A 15,609-nucleotide genomic window follows, 5' to 3' on the forward strand; every position below is an offset into this window, starting at 1 on the left:
AGGTATTTTTAACACAGCTATTGAACTATCTCAATCCTGATGGAAAAGAAATGCGGTGAATGATAATAATCATATTTGAATATGTTATTGAATGGTTTTGAAATATAAATGGAGAATTTATTTTTGTACTAAATAAAAGGCGAATAACCGAAGTTATTCGCCTGATGAAGATTACTTGGCGATACGTTTGTACTTGATACGTTTCGGCTCCAGCGCATCAGCGCCCAGCGTGCGTTTCTTATACTCTTCGTATTCGGTGAAGTTACCTTCGAAGAACTCAACCTTACCTTCATCCTGGTAGTCCAGAATGTGGGTGGCAATACGGTCGAGGAACCAACGGTCGTGCGAGATAACCATTGCGCAGCCTGGGAACTCCAGCAGGGCGTTTTCCAGCGCGCGCAGGGTTTCGATATCCAGGTCGTTTGTGGGTTCATCGAGTAGCAGCATGTTGCCGCCAACCTGCAGCAGCTTCGCCAGATGCAGACGACCGCGCTCACCGCCGGACAGTTCGCCTACGCGTTTGCCCTGGTCGACGCCTTTGAAGTTAAAGCGGCCAACGTACGCACGGCTTGGCATTTCGATGTTGCCAACCTTCATGATATCCAGCCCGCCGGACACTTCTTCCCACACGGTTTTGCTGTTATCCATCGCGTCACGGAACTGGTCAACGGACGCCAGCTTCACGGTTTCACCCAGGGTGATGGTACCGCTATCAGGCTGTTCCTGACCGGACATCATGCGGAACAGGGTGGATTTACCCGCGCCGTTCGGGCCGATGATGCCGACGATAGCGCCTTTCGGCACTGAGAAGCTCAGGTCGTCGATCAGTACGCGATCGCCGTAGGATTTACGCAGATTGCTCACTTCAACGACTTTATCGCCCAGGCGTGCGCCAGGTGGAATAAACAGTTCGTTGGTTTCGTTACGCTTCTGGTATTCGGTATTGTTCAGCTCTTCAAAGCGTGCCAGACGGGCCTTGCCCTTAGACTGACGGCCTTTAGCGCCCTGACGTACCCACTCCAGCTCCTTCTCAATGGATTTACGGCGAGCCGCTTCCTGAGAAGCTTCCTGAGCCAGACGCTGATCTTTCTGCTCCAGCCAGGAGGAGTAGTTACCTTCCCACGGAATACCTTCACCGCGGTCAAGCTCGAGGATCCAACCGGCAACGTTATCGAGGAAGTAACGGTCGTGGGTAATCGCCACAACGGTGCCTTCGAAGTCGTGCAGGAAGCGTTCCAGCCAGGCCACAGATTCTGCATCCAGGTGGTTAGTTGGTTCGTCGAGCAGCAGCATATCTGGCTTTTCGAGCAGCAGGCGGCACAGCGCGACGCGGCGGCGTTCACCACCGGAGAGTTTTTCGATTTTCGCGTCCCAGTCCGGCAGACGCAGCGCATCAGCGGCGCGCTCCAGCTGCACGTTCAGGTTGTGACCGTCGTGCGCCTGGATAATTTCTTCGAACTTACCCTGCTGGGCGGCCAGCTTGTCGAAGTCGGCGTCTGGTTCAGCATACTTCGCGTACACTTCGTCCAGGCCTTTCAGCGCGTTAACCACTTCGGCAACGGCTTCTTCAACCGATTCACGAACGGTATGTTCAGGGTTCAGCTTGGGTTCCTGCGGCAGGTAACCAATCTTGAGACCCGGCTGTGGGCGAGCTTCGCCTTCGATATCGGTATCGATACCGGCCATGATGCGCAGCAGGGTGGATTTACCGGCACCGTTCAGGCCCAGAACACCGATTTTTGCGCCAGGGAAGAAGCTCAGCGAGATGTTTTTAAGAATATGACGTTTCGGCGGAACCACTTTGCCGACACGATGCATGGTATAAACGAATTGAGCCACGTTGGACTTCGCCTCTTTTATAGTGAATAGAGTTTTTCAAAGGCGAAGTGTAGCTGTTTTCAACGTTCAATCCCAGCAGGCAAATTCAGGTGTGCTACGTCGCATATAAAACGTAAAAAAGTGTTCATGGCGTGGCGTATTAGCCGATCAGTCGTTAGCATCAATTTATTACGCGGCATGATGCTGTACTGACGTAACGTGACAACGAGGAAGAGCTTGTGCAAAAAGCCAAACAAATGACGTGGCGTCTGCTGGCGGCAGGGGTCTGCTTGCTGACGGTGAGCAGCGTAGCCCGCGCAGATACCTTGGATCAGCAGCGAAGCCGCTATGCGCAAATCAAACAGGCCTGGGATAACAACCAGATGGATGTGGTCGATCAGCTGATGCCGACCCTGCGTGATTACCCGCTGTACCCCTACCTGGAGTATCGGCAGCTGTCGAGCGACCTGATGAATACGCCAGCGCTGGCGGTGACCAACTTCGTGCAGGCCAACCCTACGCTTCCGCCTGCGCGCACCTTAAGAAACCGCTTTGTGAATGAACTGGCCCGCCGGGAAGACTGGCGCGGGCTGCTGGCGTTCAGCCCTGAGAAGCCAGGAACGGTAGAAGCGCAGTGTAATTACTACTATGCCCAATACGCCGTGGGCGATACTCAGGGTGCCTGGGATGGCGCAAAAACGCTGTGGTTGACGGGGCAAAACCGGCCGAACGCCTGCGATAAGCTGTTTGGCGCCTGGCGTGCTTCTGGTACTCAGGATCCTCTGGCTTACCTTGAACGTATTCGACTGGCGATGAAAGCGGGCAATACCGGTCTGGTGAAAGCGCTGGCGTCACAGATGCCATCGCAGTATCAAACTATTGCTACGGCGATTACCGATCTCGCCAATAACCCGAACAACGTACTGACCTTTGCTCGCACCACCGGCGCGACCGATTTTACCCGCCAGCTGGCGGCGGTCGCCTTCAGCAGCGTGGCACGTCAGGATGTTGAAAATGCGCGCCTGATGATCCCTACATTGGTGCAGGCGCAGCAGTTGAATGACGATCAGACCCAGGAGCTGCGTGATATCGTCGCCTGGCGCTTGATGGGCAACGACGTGACCGATGAGCAGGCGCGCTGGCGTGATGACGCCATCATGCGTTCGCAGTCAACGTCGCTGATTGAGCGTCGTGTGCGCATGGCGTTAGGCACGGGCGACCGCGCTGGGCTCAACACCTGGCTGGCACGGTTGCCGATGGAGGCCAAAGACAAAGATGAGTGGCGCTACTGGCAGGCCGACCTGCTGATGGAGCGCGGGCGTGATGATGAAGCGCGGTCTATCCTGCTGGCTTTAATGCAGCAGCGCGGTTTTTATCCGATGGTTGCCGCGCAGCGTCTGGGCGAACCTTATCCGTTGCGAGTTGAGAAAGCGCCGGGCACCATCTCGTCGACGCTGACCGGCGGTGCGGAAATGGCGCGGGTGCGTGAGCTGATGTACTGGAATCAGGACAACACCGCCCGTAGCGAATGGGCCAACCTGGTGAGCAGCCGTAGCCAGACGGAGCAGGCCCAGCTGGCGCGCTATGCGTTCGATCAGCGCTGGTGGGATCTCAGCGTGCAGGCCACCATTGCCGGCAAACTGTGGGATAACCTGCAGGAGCGTTTCCCGCTGGCTTATAACGACCTGTTTGTTCGCTACACCACGGGGAAAGACGTGCCTCAAAGCTATGCAATGGCGATAGCTCGTCAGGAGAGTGCGTGGAATCCGAAGGTGAAGTCACCGGTTGGGGCAAGCGGCCTGATGCAGATTATGCCGGGTACCGCGACTCATACGGTGAAGATGTTTAATCTGCCGGGCTACAGTAATCCTGTGCAACTGCTGGACCCGGAAACCAATATCAATATTGGGACTAGCTATCTGCAGTACGTCTACCAGCAGTTCGAAAACAACCGTATCTTCGCCTCCGCGGCCTATAACGCCGGGCCTGGGCGCGTGCGCACCTGGCTTGGTAACAGCGCCGGGCGTATCGATGCGGTGGCGTTTATCGAAAGTATCCCGTTCTCTGAGACTCGCGGCTACGTGAAGAACGTGCTGGCCTATGACGCTTACTATCGTCACTTTATGGGGCAGAAAGAGGATGTGCTTAGCAGCAATGAGTGGCAACGACGTTACTGATGCGTAAGACCTGTGTTATGCTTGTACTCGTTTAAGAGTACAAGCATAACATGGTGGCCCGACATGACCCAACAATCCCCTTATTCCGCCACGGTGGCGGAGCAGCGCAACCAGGAGTGGCTTCGCTTTGTGGAGCTTCTGCGTCTGGCGTATACCGATGAGCTTGCGCTGCCGTTACTCAATCTGATGATGACCCCGGACGAGCGTGAAGCGCTGGGAACCCGCGTGCGCATTATTGAAGAGCTGCTGCGCGGTGAGATGAGCCAGCGTGAGCTGAAAAATGAGCTGGGCGCGGGGATCGCGACGATCACCCGCGGATCGAACAGCCTGAAATCGGCGCCGGTAGAATTGCGCCAGTGGCTGGAACAAACCCTGCCAAAAACCTAATCAGCTATCCGGCAGGTTACCGACGATACAGGTCGTTATGGAAGGGGCTAAGCGCCAGCACCACTGCCTGATGATAGACGCTGCTGCGGGTGAGTACGCCCGCGGTGAATACGCCGATAGCGCCTTCTTTATTGCCAATCTTATCAATGCCGGTGTACTTCGACATCACTGGCCCCAGCGCTTCCCCGGCGCGAACCTGCTCAAGAATAGCTTCTGGCAGCGGTAGAGTGGCGGAGCGGGCTTCTCCGCGCTGTACGCCTCTCTCAATGACTACCCAGCTGAAGGTGGCGCCTTCATCGATCCCTGCCTCAATGGCGACCCAAAAATCCGCGTTCGGATGAGCCTCGCGTGCGTTGGCGACGCGGTTACGTGCGCCGGCACGCGTCTCACTGCTACCGAACGGCTGCTCAGGTACACCGGTATCGACGGAAACAGGAGTGATTTGGCAGGATCCTTCACCAAAAATCTGGTCAAATGCGGCAAGAATCGCCTGAATTTTGGCAGGATTGGTGGTAGCAGCGACAACTTGATGCATAATCTACACAACTCAGCTAATAAAATGTCATCGCAGTATAACGGATAAAAAACATGTTACAGGTATATCTTGTTCGCCATGGCGAAACGCAGTGGAACGCCGAACGGCGTATTCAAGGCCAGTCCGATAGCCCACTGACGGCTAAAGGAGAACAGCAAGCTGTACAGGTCGGCGACCGCGTTCGCACCTACGGCATTACGCACGTCATTGCCAGCGATCTGGGCCGTACGCGCCGTACCGCCGAGATCATTGCGGATGCTTGCGGCTGTGGCGTGACGTTCGATGCGCGTCTGCGCGAGCTTGATATGGGCGTGCTGGAGCAACGCCATCTCGATTCGCTAAGCGCGGAAGAAGAGGCGTGGCGTCGGCTGGTGGTCAATGGTACGCCGGACGGACGTATTCCTGAAGGTGAGTCGATGCAGGAGCTGAGCGTGCGCATGCGCGCCGCGTTGAACGCTTGTCTCGATCTGCCTGCTGGCAGTCGGCCGCTGCTGGTGAGCCACGGTATTGCACTTGGCTGCCTGGTCGGTACGATCCTGGGGCTGCCAGCCCATGCGGAACGCCGCTTACGCCTGCGTAACTGCTCTATCTCAAGGGTGGATTATCAGGAAAGCCTGTGGCTGGCGCCGGGATGGGTGGTAGAAACGGCAGGGGATGTCTCGCATCTGGACACCCCTGCGTTGGATGAGCTGCAGCGTTAACGACGAATCGGGATCAGGTACTCGCAGCGCAGTTGAATAGGCGGTTCCTGATTCCGGGCTTCATCCTGCGGGAAGAAGCGCTCGATATCCTGGCCCTTACGGCGCGTCAGATTCAGCATCGGCATGCAGGTGCCGTACAGGGTCAGGATAAACTCCTGCAGGCCTGTTCCCAGCCCTTCATAGGTAAACATGACGTATTCGCCGCCCTCAAGGGTCACCGGATGCGCATTGTTGATATGGCCGTTTGCCAGCTCCGGCGTCAGCGCCGTGGTGTAGAACACCTCTTGCTCATCGTCTTTTTCCAGGCTTGGGCGCGGCTCATGCAGGCCGTAGAGCATTGGCGGAATTGACGGCGAGTTGCCGAGGAAGTCGGTCCAGAACTGAACGCGCATCTGCTGGCGGAAATCGGAAATCTCTTCCAGTTTACAGGTGTAGCTCTGGGTTACCCCCACCAGATGGGGGGTCGGTAGGGTGATGAACTCGTACTGCGGCATCGCAAACTCACCCAGGCGCAGCGGCGGACGCATACCGAACGAACTCCAGTCCGGAGAACGGCGGTATAGCGCGGGCGTTAACGCAAACTGCTTCTTAAACGCGCGGGTAAAGGTTTGCTGGGAGTCAAAACGATATTGCAGGGCAATATCCAGGATTGGGCGCGCGGTTAAACGCAGCGCAACGGCAGATTTAGACAGACGGCGAGCGCGGATATAAGCGCCGATAGCATGGCCGGTAACGTCCTTGAACATACGTTGCAGGTGCCACTTGGAATAACCCGCTTTTGCCGCCACATTATCCAGCGATAAAGGCTGATCTAAATGCCCTTCCAGCCAAACGAGGAGATCGCGAATAATTCCAGCCTGATCCATAAAATGCCCTCATCCTTAATTTCGTAGGTGCCTGTTACCAAAGTAGCGGATAATAGCATCTTTTGCTGTTTTAGCATTCAGTGTTTTTTTTGTGCATAAGTGCGATTTTACATTAGAAATAAGGCTGATTTTTGTAAAGCTGTGATCTTTAAATACTTTCCTGGCTGATGTTGAATAATTCTTCAATGCAATCGACGAAAATGGTAACAATATGAAATACAAGAAATTAATGGCTGGTCTGTTATTAAGTCTCTCTAGCCTGGGCGCTCACGCTGAGCAGATTGGTTCTGTTGATACGGTTTTCAAAATGTTTGGTCCCGATCATAAAATCGTAGTGGAAGCTTTTGACGATCCGGATGTCAAAAACGTGACCTGCTACGTCAGTCGCGCTAAGACCGGTGGCATCAAAGGTGGTTTGGGGCTGGCGGAAGATACTTCCGATGCTGCTATCTCCTGCCAGCAGGTTGGGCCGGTGGAGCTGAGCGATAAAATTAAGAACGGCAAAGCGGAAGGGGACGTGGTCTTTAAGAAACGCACGTCGTTGGTGTTTAAGTCACTGCAGGTCGTTCGTTTCTACGATGCAAAACGTAACACGCTGGCCTACCTTGCCTATTCCGATAAGGTGGTGGACGGTTCGCCGAAAAATGCCATTAGCGCAGTGCCTATTATGCCGTGGCGCGAATAACAGGGACGCTTTATGCAACAGGCAGTGGTCTGGTTAGTTGAAGATGAACAGGGAATTGCAGATACGCTTATCTACATGCTTCAGCAGGAAGGATTTAGCGTTGAAGCATTTGAGCGCGGCCTGCCCGCGCTGGAAAAAGCGCACCGCTGCCAGCCTGACGTGGTGATTCTCGACGTTGGGCTGCCGGATATCAGCGGCTTTGAACTGTGCCGACAGCTGTTGGCACGGTTTCCGGCGCTGCCTGTTCTGTTCCTTACCGCTCGCAGCGATGAGGTCGATCGCCTGCTGGGGCTGGAGATTGGCGCGGACGATTATGTGGCTAAACCGTTTTCTCCCCGCGAAGTGTGCGCCAGAGTCCGCACGCTGCTCAGACGCGTGACCAAGTTTTCTACCCCCTCGCCGGTGGTGCGCGCCGGTCATTTTGAGCTTAACGAACCGGCGGCATTGGTGAGCTGGTTTGATACGCCGCTACCGCTGACGCGCTACGAATTCCTGCTGCTGAAAACGCTGCTGGCCTCTCCAGGGCGTGTCTATTCCCGCCAGCAGCTGATGGACATCGTCTGGGCCGACGCGCAAGAGAGCTTCGACCGAACGGTGGATACCCATATCAAAACGCTGCGCGCTAAGTTACGCGCCGTGAACCCCGATCTTTCGCCGATCAATACCCATCGCGGCATGGGATACAGTCTGAGGATCCTCTGATGCGCATAGGCATGCGGCTGCTGCTGGGCTACTTTCTGATTGTTGCCGTGGCCGCCTGGTTTGTGCTGTCGATCTTTGTCCAGGAAATTAAGCCGGGAGTTCGTCGTGCCACGGAAGGGACGCTTATCGATACCGCTACGCTGCTGGCCTCGGTAGCGCGTGATGATCTGCTCTCTGGCGATCCGGTTCATGGCCAGCTGGCCAGGGCGTTTGAGCGTCTGCATAACTCTCCGTTTCGCGCCAATATCGGCGGTATTAGCAAAGTGCGTAACGAATACCATGTCTATATGACGGATGCGCAGGGGAAGGTGCTGTTTGATTCTACGGGGCAAGCCGTAGGGCAGGACTATTCTCGCTGGAACGACGTCTGGCTTACGCTGCGTGGGCAATACGGTGCGCGTAGCACGCTGCGGGATCCTGCCGATCCTGAAAGTTCGGTGATGTATGTCGCCGCACCGATTATCGACGGCGGGAAGACTATCGGCGTACTGAGCGTCGGGAAACCGAACGCCGCGATGGCGCCGGTGATCAAACGCAGCGAGCGGCGGATCCTGTGGGCGAGCGCAGTATTATTAGGGATCGCGCTGGTGATTGGGGCTGGTATGGTCTGGTGGATTAACCGCTCGATTGCCAAACTCACCCGCTACGCTGACGCCATCACCGAAGACCAGCCGGTGGCGCTGCCGTCGCTTGGCAGCAGCGAGCTGCGTCGGCTGGCGCAGGCGCTGGAAAGCATGCGCCTGAAGCTGGAGGGGAAGAACTATATTGAGCAGTACGTCTATGCGTTGACCCATGAGCTGAAAAGCCCGCTGGCGGCGATTCGCGGCGCGGCGGAGATTCTGCGAGAAGGCCCACCGCCCAGCGTGGTGGCCCGTTTTACCGATAATATTCTGCGTCAGAATGCCCGTATGCAGCTTTTGGTGGAAACGCTGCTGCGCCAGGCGCGACTGGAGAATCGCCAGGAGGTCGCGTTGGTGCCGGTAGCCGTAGAGGCGCTGCTGGCGCAAATTGTTGAAGCGCGCAGCGTGCAGCTTGCGGATAAACACATTGCCGTGACCATTGATGCCCAGCCGCTGCATGTGGCAGCGGATGCCGCCTTACTGGAGCAAGCGCTGGGCAACTTACTGGATAATGCCATCGATTTTACCCCGGAAAAGGGGGCTATCACCCTGAGCGTACAGCAGCAGGGTGAGCAAGTACTACTTCTCGTGGCCGACAGCGGCAGCGGTATTCCCGACTACGCGTTGCCGCGTATTTTTGAGCGATTCTATTCGCTGCCGCGTGAAAATGGCCTCAAGAGCAGTGGTCTTGGCCTGGCGTTCGTCCGTGAAGTTGCCCGGCTCTTCAAAGGTGAAATCACCCTGCGTAACCGCCCGGAAGGGGGCACTGAAGCCGTTTTAAGACTTCACCGTCACTTCACATAGCTTCAAATTCTCCCCACATAGCAGGCGTACTTTGCGGTTATTGCAAAGGAGAACGCTATGTTGAAATCCCCCCTGTTCTGGAAAATTGTCACCCTGGGTGGCGCGATGGTGCTGTTGTTAATTCCGTTGATGATGGTTCGACAGGTTATCGTCGAACGGGCTGATTACCGAGGTGAAGTGGAGGACTCGATCCGCCAAAGCACCAGCGGGCCGCAAAAAGTGGTGGGGCCGCTGATTGCGATTCCTGCCACCGAGCTATACACCCGAATGGAAGATGATAAAGAGGTGACGCGGCAGCGTAACTTCATCCACTTCTGGCTGCCGGAGTCGCTGATGGTGGAGGGTAACCAGAACGTAGAAGCGCGGCAGATTGGTATTTATCAAGGTCAGGTGTGGCATACCGATACGGTCATCAACGCCAAATTTGACGTATCCCGCCTGAGCGAGCTGGATAAGCCCGGCGTCACGCTGGGTAAGCCGTTTATTGTGGTGGGCGTTGGTGATGCGCGAGGCATTGGCGTAGTGAAGGCGCCGCAGATGAATGGGACGACGCTGGTTGCTGAACCGGGAACGGGGCTGGCACAAAACAAAGAGGGGATGCATATCCCGCTGCCGGATAACTGGCGGCAGAATCTTGATTTGAACATGTCGCTTAATTTAAGCGGCACCGGCAGCTTCTCGGTAGTCCCCGTTGGCCGCAGTAGCGAAATGCGGCTGACCAGCAACTGGCCGCATCCGAACTTCCTGGGTGACTTCCTGCCCGGCAAGCGTGAAATTAGCGAAACGGGATACCAGGCGCAGTGGCAAAGCAGCTGGTTTGCCAATAACCTGGGCGACAGTTTAGAGCAGGGGAGATCCTGGCGTACGCTGCCTTCATTCAGCGTGGCCGTCGCCACTCAGGCCGACCAGTATCAACTGACCGACCGGGCAACAAAGTATGCTGTCCTGCTGATTCTGCTTACGTTCGTCTCCTTCTTCGTCTTTGAGACGCTGACGGGGCTGCGTCTGCACGCTATGCAGTATCTGCTGGTGGGGCTTTCGTTGGTGATGTTTTACCTGCTGCTGCTGGCGCTGTCCGAGCATATTGGCTTTACGCCAGCCTGGATTACGGCAAGCCTGGTTGGGGCGCTGATGAACGGCGTATATTTGCAGGCGGTACTTAAAGGGTGGCGGCGCGCGGTACCGTTTACCCTGGCACTGCTGGCGCTGGATGGCGTGATGTGGGGGCTGTTACGCTCCGAGGAGAGCTCGCTGCTGATGGGATCGGGTATTTTACTGCTGGCACTCTGCGCGGTGATGTTCCTGACGCGTCATCTGGATTGGTATGCGCTTTCTGTCGCTAAACCCACTCCACCTGACGCGCCCGAGAAAGCTCAACCGAAGGACGATGAGCTTCGTATCTGGAAGTAAAACAAAGACATAAAAAAACGGCGCTGATTGCGCCGTTTTGTAGTCTTATTCCTGCAGCTCGCCGCAGAAGCGGTAACCTTCGCCGTGGATAGTGGCGATGATTTCCGGAGTATCCGGCGTAGACTCGAAATGTTTACGGATGCGACGAATGGTCACGTCAACCGTACGGTCGTGTGGCTTAAGCTCACGGCCGGTCATTTTCTTCAGCAGTTCAGCACGAGACTGAATTTTGCCTGGGTTTTCGCAGAAGTGCAGCATCGCGCGGAATTCGCTACGCGGCAGCTTGTACTGCTCACCGTTCGGGCTCACCAGAGAGCGGCTGTTGATGTCCAGTTCCCAACCGTTGAACTTGTAGCTTTCTACGCTACGACGTTCTTCGCTGACGGTACCCAGATTCATGGTACGGGACAGCAGGTTACGCGCACGGATAGTCAGTTCGCGTGGGTTAAACGGTTTGGTGATGTAATCATCTGCACCAATTTCCAGACCGAGGATCTTGTCGACTTCATTGTCGCGACCGGTCAGGAACATCAGAGCGACGTTCGCCTGTTCACGCAGTTCGCGCGCCAGCAGAAGGCCGTTTTTACCTGGCAGGTTGATATCCATGATCACCAGGTTGATGTCATTTTCAGACAGGATCTGATGCATTTCCGCGCCATCGGTCGCTTCGAACACATCGTAGCCTTCTGCTTCGAAAATACTTTTTAACGTGTTGCGTGTTACCAACTCGTCTTCAACGATAAGAATGTGCGGGGTCTGCATGTTTGCTACCTAAATTGCCAACTAAATCGAAACAGGAAGTACCAATAGTCCCTGACCTGCCTGATGCATGTCGAAAATTAACATGATCGGCGTAACATGACTAAAGTACGTAATTGCGTTCTTGATGCACTTTCCATCAACGTCAACAACATCATTAGCTTGGTCGTGGGTACTCTTCCCTCTGGACCCGACAGTGTCAAAAACGGTTGTCATCCTAACCATTTTAACAGCAACATAACAGGTAAAGAGGCACCAGACCGCCAATAAACCTACGCTTCGTTGACATATATCAAGTTCAATTGTAGCACGTTAACAGTTTGGTGAAATCATCACTCTGGAATGATAACGCCTATCACATTTTTTCCACAACTCAAGTAGTTGCACAGGTTAACTGATAAATGTGGTGAATCCAATTGTTATTGTTCTATGGTAATGGAAATAGTTCGTATAAACATAGAGATATATCACTTCTGTTAACATAACTAATTGATAATTTCGCCCTGAATAGTTTAGCTTCTTTTATATGTTATGAAACATCATTTCATTGATTTTTGTTGCATTTTTGTAAATTCGCGCTGCGCAATATGTTGAAGTACATCACATTATTGCCGCTGACAGGAAATTAAGAGAACTTTAAATGCGCTTATCTATTGTACTGGTTTCTCCAGCAAGAGCCGAAAATATCGGCGCTGCCGCCCGAGCAATGAAGACCATGGGATTCCACGATTTGCGTATCGTGGATAGCGTTGCGCACCTTGAGCCAGCGACCCGCTGGGTGGCTCACGGTTCGACCGATATCATTGATGACATCACCTGCTACCCAACGCTTGCGGAAGCGCTGCACGACGTGGATTTCACCGTCGCCACCACCGCTCGCAGCCGCGCCCGTTTTCACTACTACGCCACGCCGCAGGAGCTGCTGCCGATGCTGGAGGAAAAAGCGCAGTGGATGGGGCACGCCGCGCTGGTCTTTGGCCGTGAAGACTCGGGGTTAACCAACGACGAACTGGCGCTGGCCGATGTGCTGACCGGCGTGCCAATGGTCGCTGATTATCCCTCGCTGAACCTGGGGCAGGCGGTGATGGTTTATTGTTATCAGCTCTCCTCGCTGTTACAAACCGCGAACCCGACGGCAACGGAAGGTGACGAGAATCAGCTGATTGCGTTAAGGGCACGTATCACTGCTTTGCTGGCACGCCTGGATGTCGCCGGAGATGTAAAAATGGCTGACTGGCTGCAACAACGTATTGGCTTACTAACGCATCGCGATACGGCAATGTTGCATCGTTTGCTGCATGATATTGAAAAAAATATGCCAGAGTAAAATTCTGTCATCGTGTTTACGTATGGTGTTATGCCCCAACATTTTGCTTAACTTATGGCTGTTGTGGTGGTTTATCGGTGGTTTTTTGGGCTGATGTGAACTGATTGCGGAACGTGACGAAGTTAAAAATTCATTGACTTAGATGGGCAGATACTTTAACCAATATAGGCATACAGACAGAGAAATAACAGAGCACACAACATCCATGATTCGCATCAGCAGCATTATGACCATTACCACCACCACTATTACCACAGGTAACGGTGCGGGCTGACGCGTACAGGAAACACAAAAAAAAGCCCGCACCTAAACAGTGCGGGCTTTTTTTTCGACTAGTGATCAAGGGGTAAAAACCATGCGAGTCTTGAAGTTCGGCGGTACATCAGTGGCAAATGCGGAACGGTTTCTGCGTGTTGCCGATATCCTGGAAAGCAACGCCAGGCAGGGGCAGGTAGCAACCGTGCTCTCTGCCCCGGCAAAAATCACTAACCACCTCGTGGCGATGATTGAAAAAACCATTGGTGGCCAGGATGCGCTGACCAATATCGCCGATGCCGAACGAATCTTTGCTGAACTGCTTCAGGGACTCGCTAACGCCCAGCCAGGTTTTCCGCTCGCCGACCTGAAAGCCGCCGTTGAGCTGGAATTCTCCCAGATTAAGCACATCCTGCACGGCATCAGCCTGTTGGGTCAGTGCCCGGACAGCGTCAACGCAGGGCTTATCTGCCGCGGCGAGAAGTTGTCGATTGCCATCATGGCTGGTCTGTTGAGCGCCCGTGGCCACAAAGTGACCGTGATTAACCCGGTTGAAAAACTGCTGGCCGTTGGCCACTACCTTGAATCTACTGTCGATATTGCTGAATCTACCCGCCGCATCGTGGCAAGCCAGATCCCATCAGACCACATGGTGCTGATGGCGGGCTTTACCGCCGGTAACGAGAAGGGCGAGTTGGTGGTGCTGGGGCGTAATGGCTCCGACTACTCCGCTGCCGTACTGGCCGCCTGTTTACGCGCCGACTGTTGTGAAATCTGGACCGACGTTGACGGGGTCTACACCTGTGACCCGCGCCAGGTACCGGATGCGCGCCTGCTGAAGAGCATGTCGTATCAGGAAGCGATGGAGCTCTCCTACTTCGGCGCCAAAGTTCTCCACCCTCGCACGATTGCCCCCATCGCCCAGTTCCAGATCCCTTGCCTGATTAAAAACACCGGTAATCCTCAAGCCCCCGGCACACTTATCGGTGCCAGCAGCGATGATGATTCATTGCCAGTGAAGGGGATCTCTAACCTCAACAACATGGCGATGTTTAACGTCTCTGGCCCCGGCATGAAGGGGATGGTTGGCATGGCGGCACGCGTGTTTGCGACCATGTCTCGCGCCGGTATCTCGGTAGTGCTGATTACCCAATCGTCCTCTGAATACAGCATCAGCTTCTGCGTGCCGCAGAGCGACTGCGCGCGGGCGAAGAAGGCGATGGAAGATGAGTTTTATCTGGAGCTGAAAGAAGAGTTGCTGGAGCCGTTGGCTATCATGGAGCGTCTGGCGATTATCTCCGTGGTTGGCGACGGTATGCGTACGCTGCGCGGCATCTCGGCGAAGTTCTTTGCCGCGCTGGCCCGTGCCAATATCAATATCGTGGCGATTGCTCAGGGCTCTTCCGAGCGCTCTATCTCCGTGGTGGTGAACAACGACGACGCGACGACCGGCGTGCGTGTGACCCACCAGATGCTGTTTAACACCGACCAGGTAATTGAAGTGTTCCTGGTGGGCGTGGGTGGCGTCGGCGGCGCGCTGCTGGAGCAGATCAAACGCCAGCAGGCGTGGCTGAAGAAAAAGCATATCGACCTGCGCGTGTGCGGCGTGGCGAACTCCCGTGCGCTGCTGACCAGCGTACATGGCCTGAATCTTGAAAACTGGGAAGCCGAGCTGGCGGAAGCTAAAGAGCCGTTCAACCTGGGCCGCCTGATTCGCCTGGTGAAAGAGTATCACCTGCTTAACCCGGTGATTGTTGACTGCACTTCAAGCCAGGCGGTGGCCGATCAGTACGCTGACTTCCTGCGTGAAGGCTTCCACGTGGTGACGCCGAACAAAAAGGCCAACACCTCGTCGATGGATTACTACCATCAACTGCGTCATGCCGCCGGGCTGTCGCGCCGTAAGTTCCTCTACGACACCAACGTCGGCGCGGGGCTGCCGGTGATTGAAAACCTGCAAAACCTGCTCAACGCGGGCGATGAACTGCAGCACTTCTCCGGGATTCTCTCCGGCTCGCTGTCGTTTATTTTCGGCAAGCTGGATGAGGGGATGAGCCTCTCCGAAGCTACGGCGATGGCACGTGGAATGGGCTATACCGAGCCGGACCCGCGTGATGACCTTTCCGGGATGGACGTCGCGCGTAAGCTGCTGATTCTGGCACGTGAAACCGGGCGTAACCTCGAGCTGAGTGATATTGTGGTTGAGTCCGTGCTGCCGGAAAGCTTCGATGACTCGGGTGATACCGAGAGCTTTATGTCGCGTCTGCCGCAACTGGACGATGAATTTTCCGCTCGCGTGGCGAAAGCGCGTGATGAGGGCAAAGTGCTGCGCTATGTTGGCAACATCGAAGAAGACGGCGTGTGCCGGGTGAAAGTGGCCGCCGTCGACGGCAACGACCCGCTGTATAAAATCAAAAATGGCGAGAACGCGCTGGCGTTCTACAGCCGCTATTATCAACCGCTTCCGCTGGTACTGCGCGGCTATGGCGCCGGTAACGATGTGACGGCGGCAGGGGTATTTGCCGACCTTCTGCGTACGCTGTCATGGAAGTTAGGAGTTTAA

General features: G+C 55.1%; 14 protein-coding genes, 1 pseudogene and 1 other annotated feature. Of the genes and pseudogenes, 11 read left to right on the forward strand and 4 right to left on the reverse strand.

Translation table 11 applies throughout. The annotated features are described in order from the left end of the window. Nucleotides 1–171 precede the first annotated feature (171 nt). Nucleotides 172–1,839 (reverse strand): energy-dependent translational throttle protein EttA, encoded by a 1,668-nt coding sequence (gene ettA, locus HII27_RS13010; RefSeq protein ID WP_185668266.1) that lies wholly within the window; start codon nucleotides 1,837–1,839, stop codon nucleotides 172–174. A gap of 218 nt (nucleotides 1,840–2,057) precedes the next feature. On the opposite strand from ettA, the gene sltY reads away from it, so the two are divergent. After that, nucleotides 2,058–3,995: a murein transglycosylase gene (gene sltY, locus HII27_RS13015; protein ID WP_185668267.1), complete on the forward strand. Its 1,938-nt coding sequence runs from the start codon at nucleotides 2,058–2,060 to the stop codon at nucleotides 3,993–3,995. A 63-nt stretch (nucleotides 3,996–4,058) separates the two neighbouring features. After that, nucleotides 4,059–4,382, forward strand: a complete 324-nt coding sequence (trpR, locus tag HII27_RS13020; RefSeq protein WP_185668268.1) for a trp operon repressor — start codon at nucleotides 4,059–4,061, stop codon at nucleotides 4,380–4,382. A gap of 16 nt (nucleotides 4,383–4,398) precedes the next feature. On the opposite strand, the gene yjjX is transcribed toward trpR, so the two are convergent. Then, nucleotides 4,399–4,917, reverse strand: a complete 519-nt coding sequence (gene yjjX, locus HII27_RS13025) for an inosine/xanthosine triphosphatase (protein ID WP_185668269.1) — start codon at nucleotides 4,915–4,917, stop codon at nucleotides 4,399–4,401. A 53-nt stretch (nucleotides 4,918–4,970) separates the two neighbouring features. On the opposite strand from yjjX, the gene gpmB reads away from it, so the two are divergent. Next, nucleotides 4,971–5,618 carry a 2,3-diphosphoglycerate-dependent phosphoglycerate mutase GpmB gene (gene gpmB, locus HII27_RS13030; RefSeq protein WP_185668270.1) on the forward strand — a complete coding sequence of 216 codons (648 nt, stop codon included), beginning with the start codon at nucleotides 4,971–4,973 and terminating at the stop codon, nucleotides 5,616–5,618. Here gpmB and robA read toward each other — a convergent pair. After that, nucleotides 5,615–6,484 carry an MDR efflux pump AcrAB transcriptional activator RobA gene (gene robA / locus HII27_RS13035; RefSeq protein WP_185668271.1) on the reverse strand — a complete coding sequence of 290 codons (870 nt, stop codon included), beginning with the start codon at nucleotides 6,482–6,484 and terminating at the stop codon, nucleotides 5,615–5,617. The two genes, gpmB and robA, sit on opposite strands and share 4 nt — an antisense overlap. A 211-nt stretch (nucleotides 6,485–6,695) precedes the next feature. Here robA and creA point away from each other — a divergent pair, with 211 nt between their 5' ends. From creA to creD, 4 genes are read left to right on the forward strand one after another with little or no spacing between them, the layout of a single operon-like run. Further along, the gene (gene creA / locus HII27_RS13040) at nucleotides 6,696–7,169 is read left to right on the forward strand and encodes a protein CreA (protein WP_185668272.1); all 474 of its coding nucleotides are present in this window, start codon (nucleotides 6,696–6,698) and stop codon (nucleotides 7,167–7,169) included. Nucleotides 7,170–7,181: 12 nt separating this feature from the next. Then, nucleotides 7,182–7,871, forward strand: coding sequence for a two-component system response regulator CreB (creB, locus tag HII27_RS13045; protein WP_185668273.1), 690 nt, complete (start codon nucleotides 7,182–7,184; stop codon nucleotides 7,869–7,871). Then, on the forward strand, nucleotides 7,871–9,295 hold the full coding sequence (gene creC / locus HII27_RS13050) for a two-component system sensor histidine kinase CreC (protein WP_185668274.1): 1,425 nt from the start codon (nucleotides 7,871–7,873) through the stop codon (nucleotides 9,293–9,295). Before creB ends, creC begins: the two co-directional genes overlap by 1 nt. Nucleotides 9,296–9,352: 57 nt before the next feature. Further along, nucleotides 9,353–10,705, forward strand: coding sequence for a cell envelope integrity protein CreD (gene creD, locus HII27_RS13055; RefSeq protein ID WP_185668275.1), 1,353 nt, complete (start codon nucleotides 9,353–9,355; stop codon nucleotides 10,703–10,705). Nucleotides 10,706–10,750: 45 nt separating this feature from the next. Here creD and arcA read toward each other — a convergent pair whose 3' ends face one another. Next, complete coding sequence (arcA, locus tag HII27_RS13060; protein ID WP_015966004.1) at nucleotides 10,751–11,467, reverse strand: two-component system response regulator ArcA; 717 nt, start codon at nucleotides 11,465–11,467, stop codon at nucleotides 10,751–10,753. A 96-nt stretch (nucleotides 11,468–11,563) separates the two neighbouring features. Between arcA and yjjY the strand changes: the two are divergent. The 4 genes and pseudogenes from yjjY to thrA all read left to right on the forward strand — a co-directional run bounded on the left by yjjY (nucleotide 11,564) and on the right by thrA (nucleotide 15,609). Then, a pseudogene (yjjY, locus tag HII27_RS13065) lies at nucleotides 11,564–11,705 on the forward strand (YjjY family protein). 399 nt (nucleotides 11,706–12,104) lie between these two features. Further along, nucleotides 12,105–12,791, forward strand: a complete 687-nt coding sequence (locus HII27_RS13070) for a tRNA/rRNA methyltransferase (RefSeq protein ID WP_185668276.1) — start codon at nucleotides 12,105–12,107, stop codon at nucleotides 12,789–12,791. A gap of 205 nt (nucleotides 12,792–12,996) precedes the next feature. Continuing rightward, nucleotides 12,997–13,065: a thr operon leader peptide gene (gene thrL, locus HII27_RS27535; RefSeq protein WP_072129079.1), complete on the forward strand. Its 69-nt coding sequence runs from the start codon at nucleotides 12,997–12,999 to the stop codon at nucleotides 13,063–13,065. After that, nucleotides 13,004–13,121: a sequence feature (Thr leader region), on the forward strand. It overlaps the preceding gene by 62 nt. A gap of 25 nt (nucleotides 13,122–13,146) precedes the next feature. Then, on the forward strand, nucleotides 13,147–15,609 hold the full coding sequence (gene thrA, locus HII27_RS13080) for a bifunctional aspartate kinase/homoserine dehydrogenase I (RefSeq protein WP_185668278.1): 2,463 nt from the start codon (nucleotides 13,147–13,149) through the stop codon (nucleotides 15,607–15,609).

Source organism: Kluyvera sichuanensis, assembly GCF_014218705.1.
Taxonomy (GTDB): Bacteria; Pseudomonadota; Gammaproteobacteria; order Enterobacterales; family Enterobacteriaceae; genus Kluyvera; species Kluyvera sichuanensis.

What these genes read in the sequence shown, in the direction of transcription:
- creD (WP_185668275.1), top strand. Translation starts at nt 9,353, where the DNA reads ATGTTGAAATCCCCCCTGTTCTGGAAAATTGTCACCCTGGGTGGCGCG.
- creA (WP_185668272.1), top strand. Translation starts at nt 6,696, where the DNA reads ATGAAATACAAGAAATTAATGGCTGGTCTGTTATTAAGTCTCTCTAGC.
- robA (WP_185668271.1), bottom strand. Translation starts at nt 6,484, where the DNA reads ATGGATCAGGCTGGAATTATTCGCGATCTCCTCGTTTGGCTGGAAGGG.
- trpR (WP_185668268.1), top strand. Translation starts at nt 4,059, where the DNA reads ATGACCCAACAATCCCCTTATTCCGCCACGGTGGCGGAGCAGCGCAAC.
- yjjX (WP_185668269.1), bottom strand. Translation starts at nt 4,917, where the DNA reads ATGCATCAAGTTGTCGCTGCTACCACCAATCCTGCCAAAATTCAGGCG.
- creC (WP_185668274.1), top strand. Translation starts at nt 7,871, where the DNA reads ATGCGCATAGGCATGCGGCTGCTGCTGGGCTACTTTCTGATTGTTGCC.
- gpmB (WP_185668270.1), top strand. Translation starts at nt 4,971, where the DNA reads ATGTTACAGGTATATCTTGTTCGCCATGGCGAAACGCAGTGGAACGCC.
- arcA (WP_015966004.1), bottom strand. Translation starts at nt 11,467, where the DNA reads ATGCAGACCCCGCACATTCTTATCGTTGAAGACGAGTTGGTAACACGC.
- thrA (WP_185668278.1), top strand. Translation starts at nt 13,147, where the DNA reads ATGCGAGTCTTGAAGTTCGGCGGTACATCAGTGGCAAATGCGGAACGG.
- creB (WP_185668273.1), top strand. Translation starts at nt 7,182, where the DNA reads ATGCAACAGGCAGTGGTCTGGTTAGTTGAAGATGAACAGGGAATTGCA.
- HII27_RS13070 (WP_185668276.1), top strand. Translation starts at nt 12,105, where the DNA reads ATGCGCTTATCTATTGTACTGGTTTCTCCAGCAAGAGCCGAAAATATC.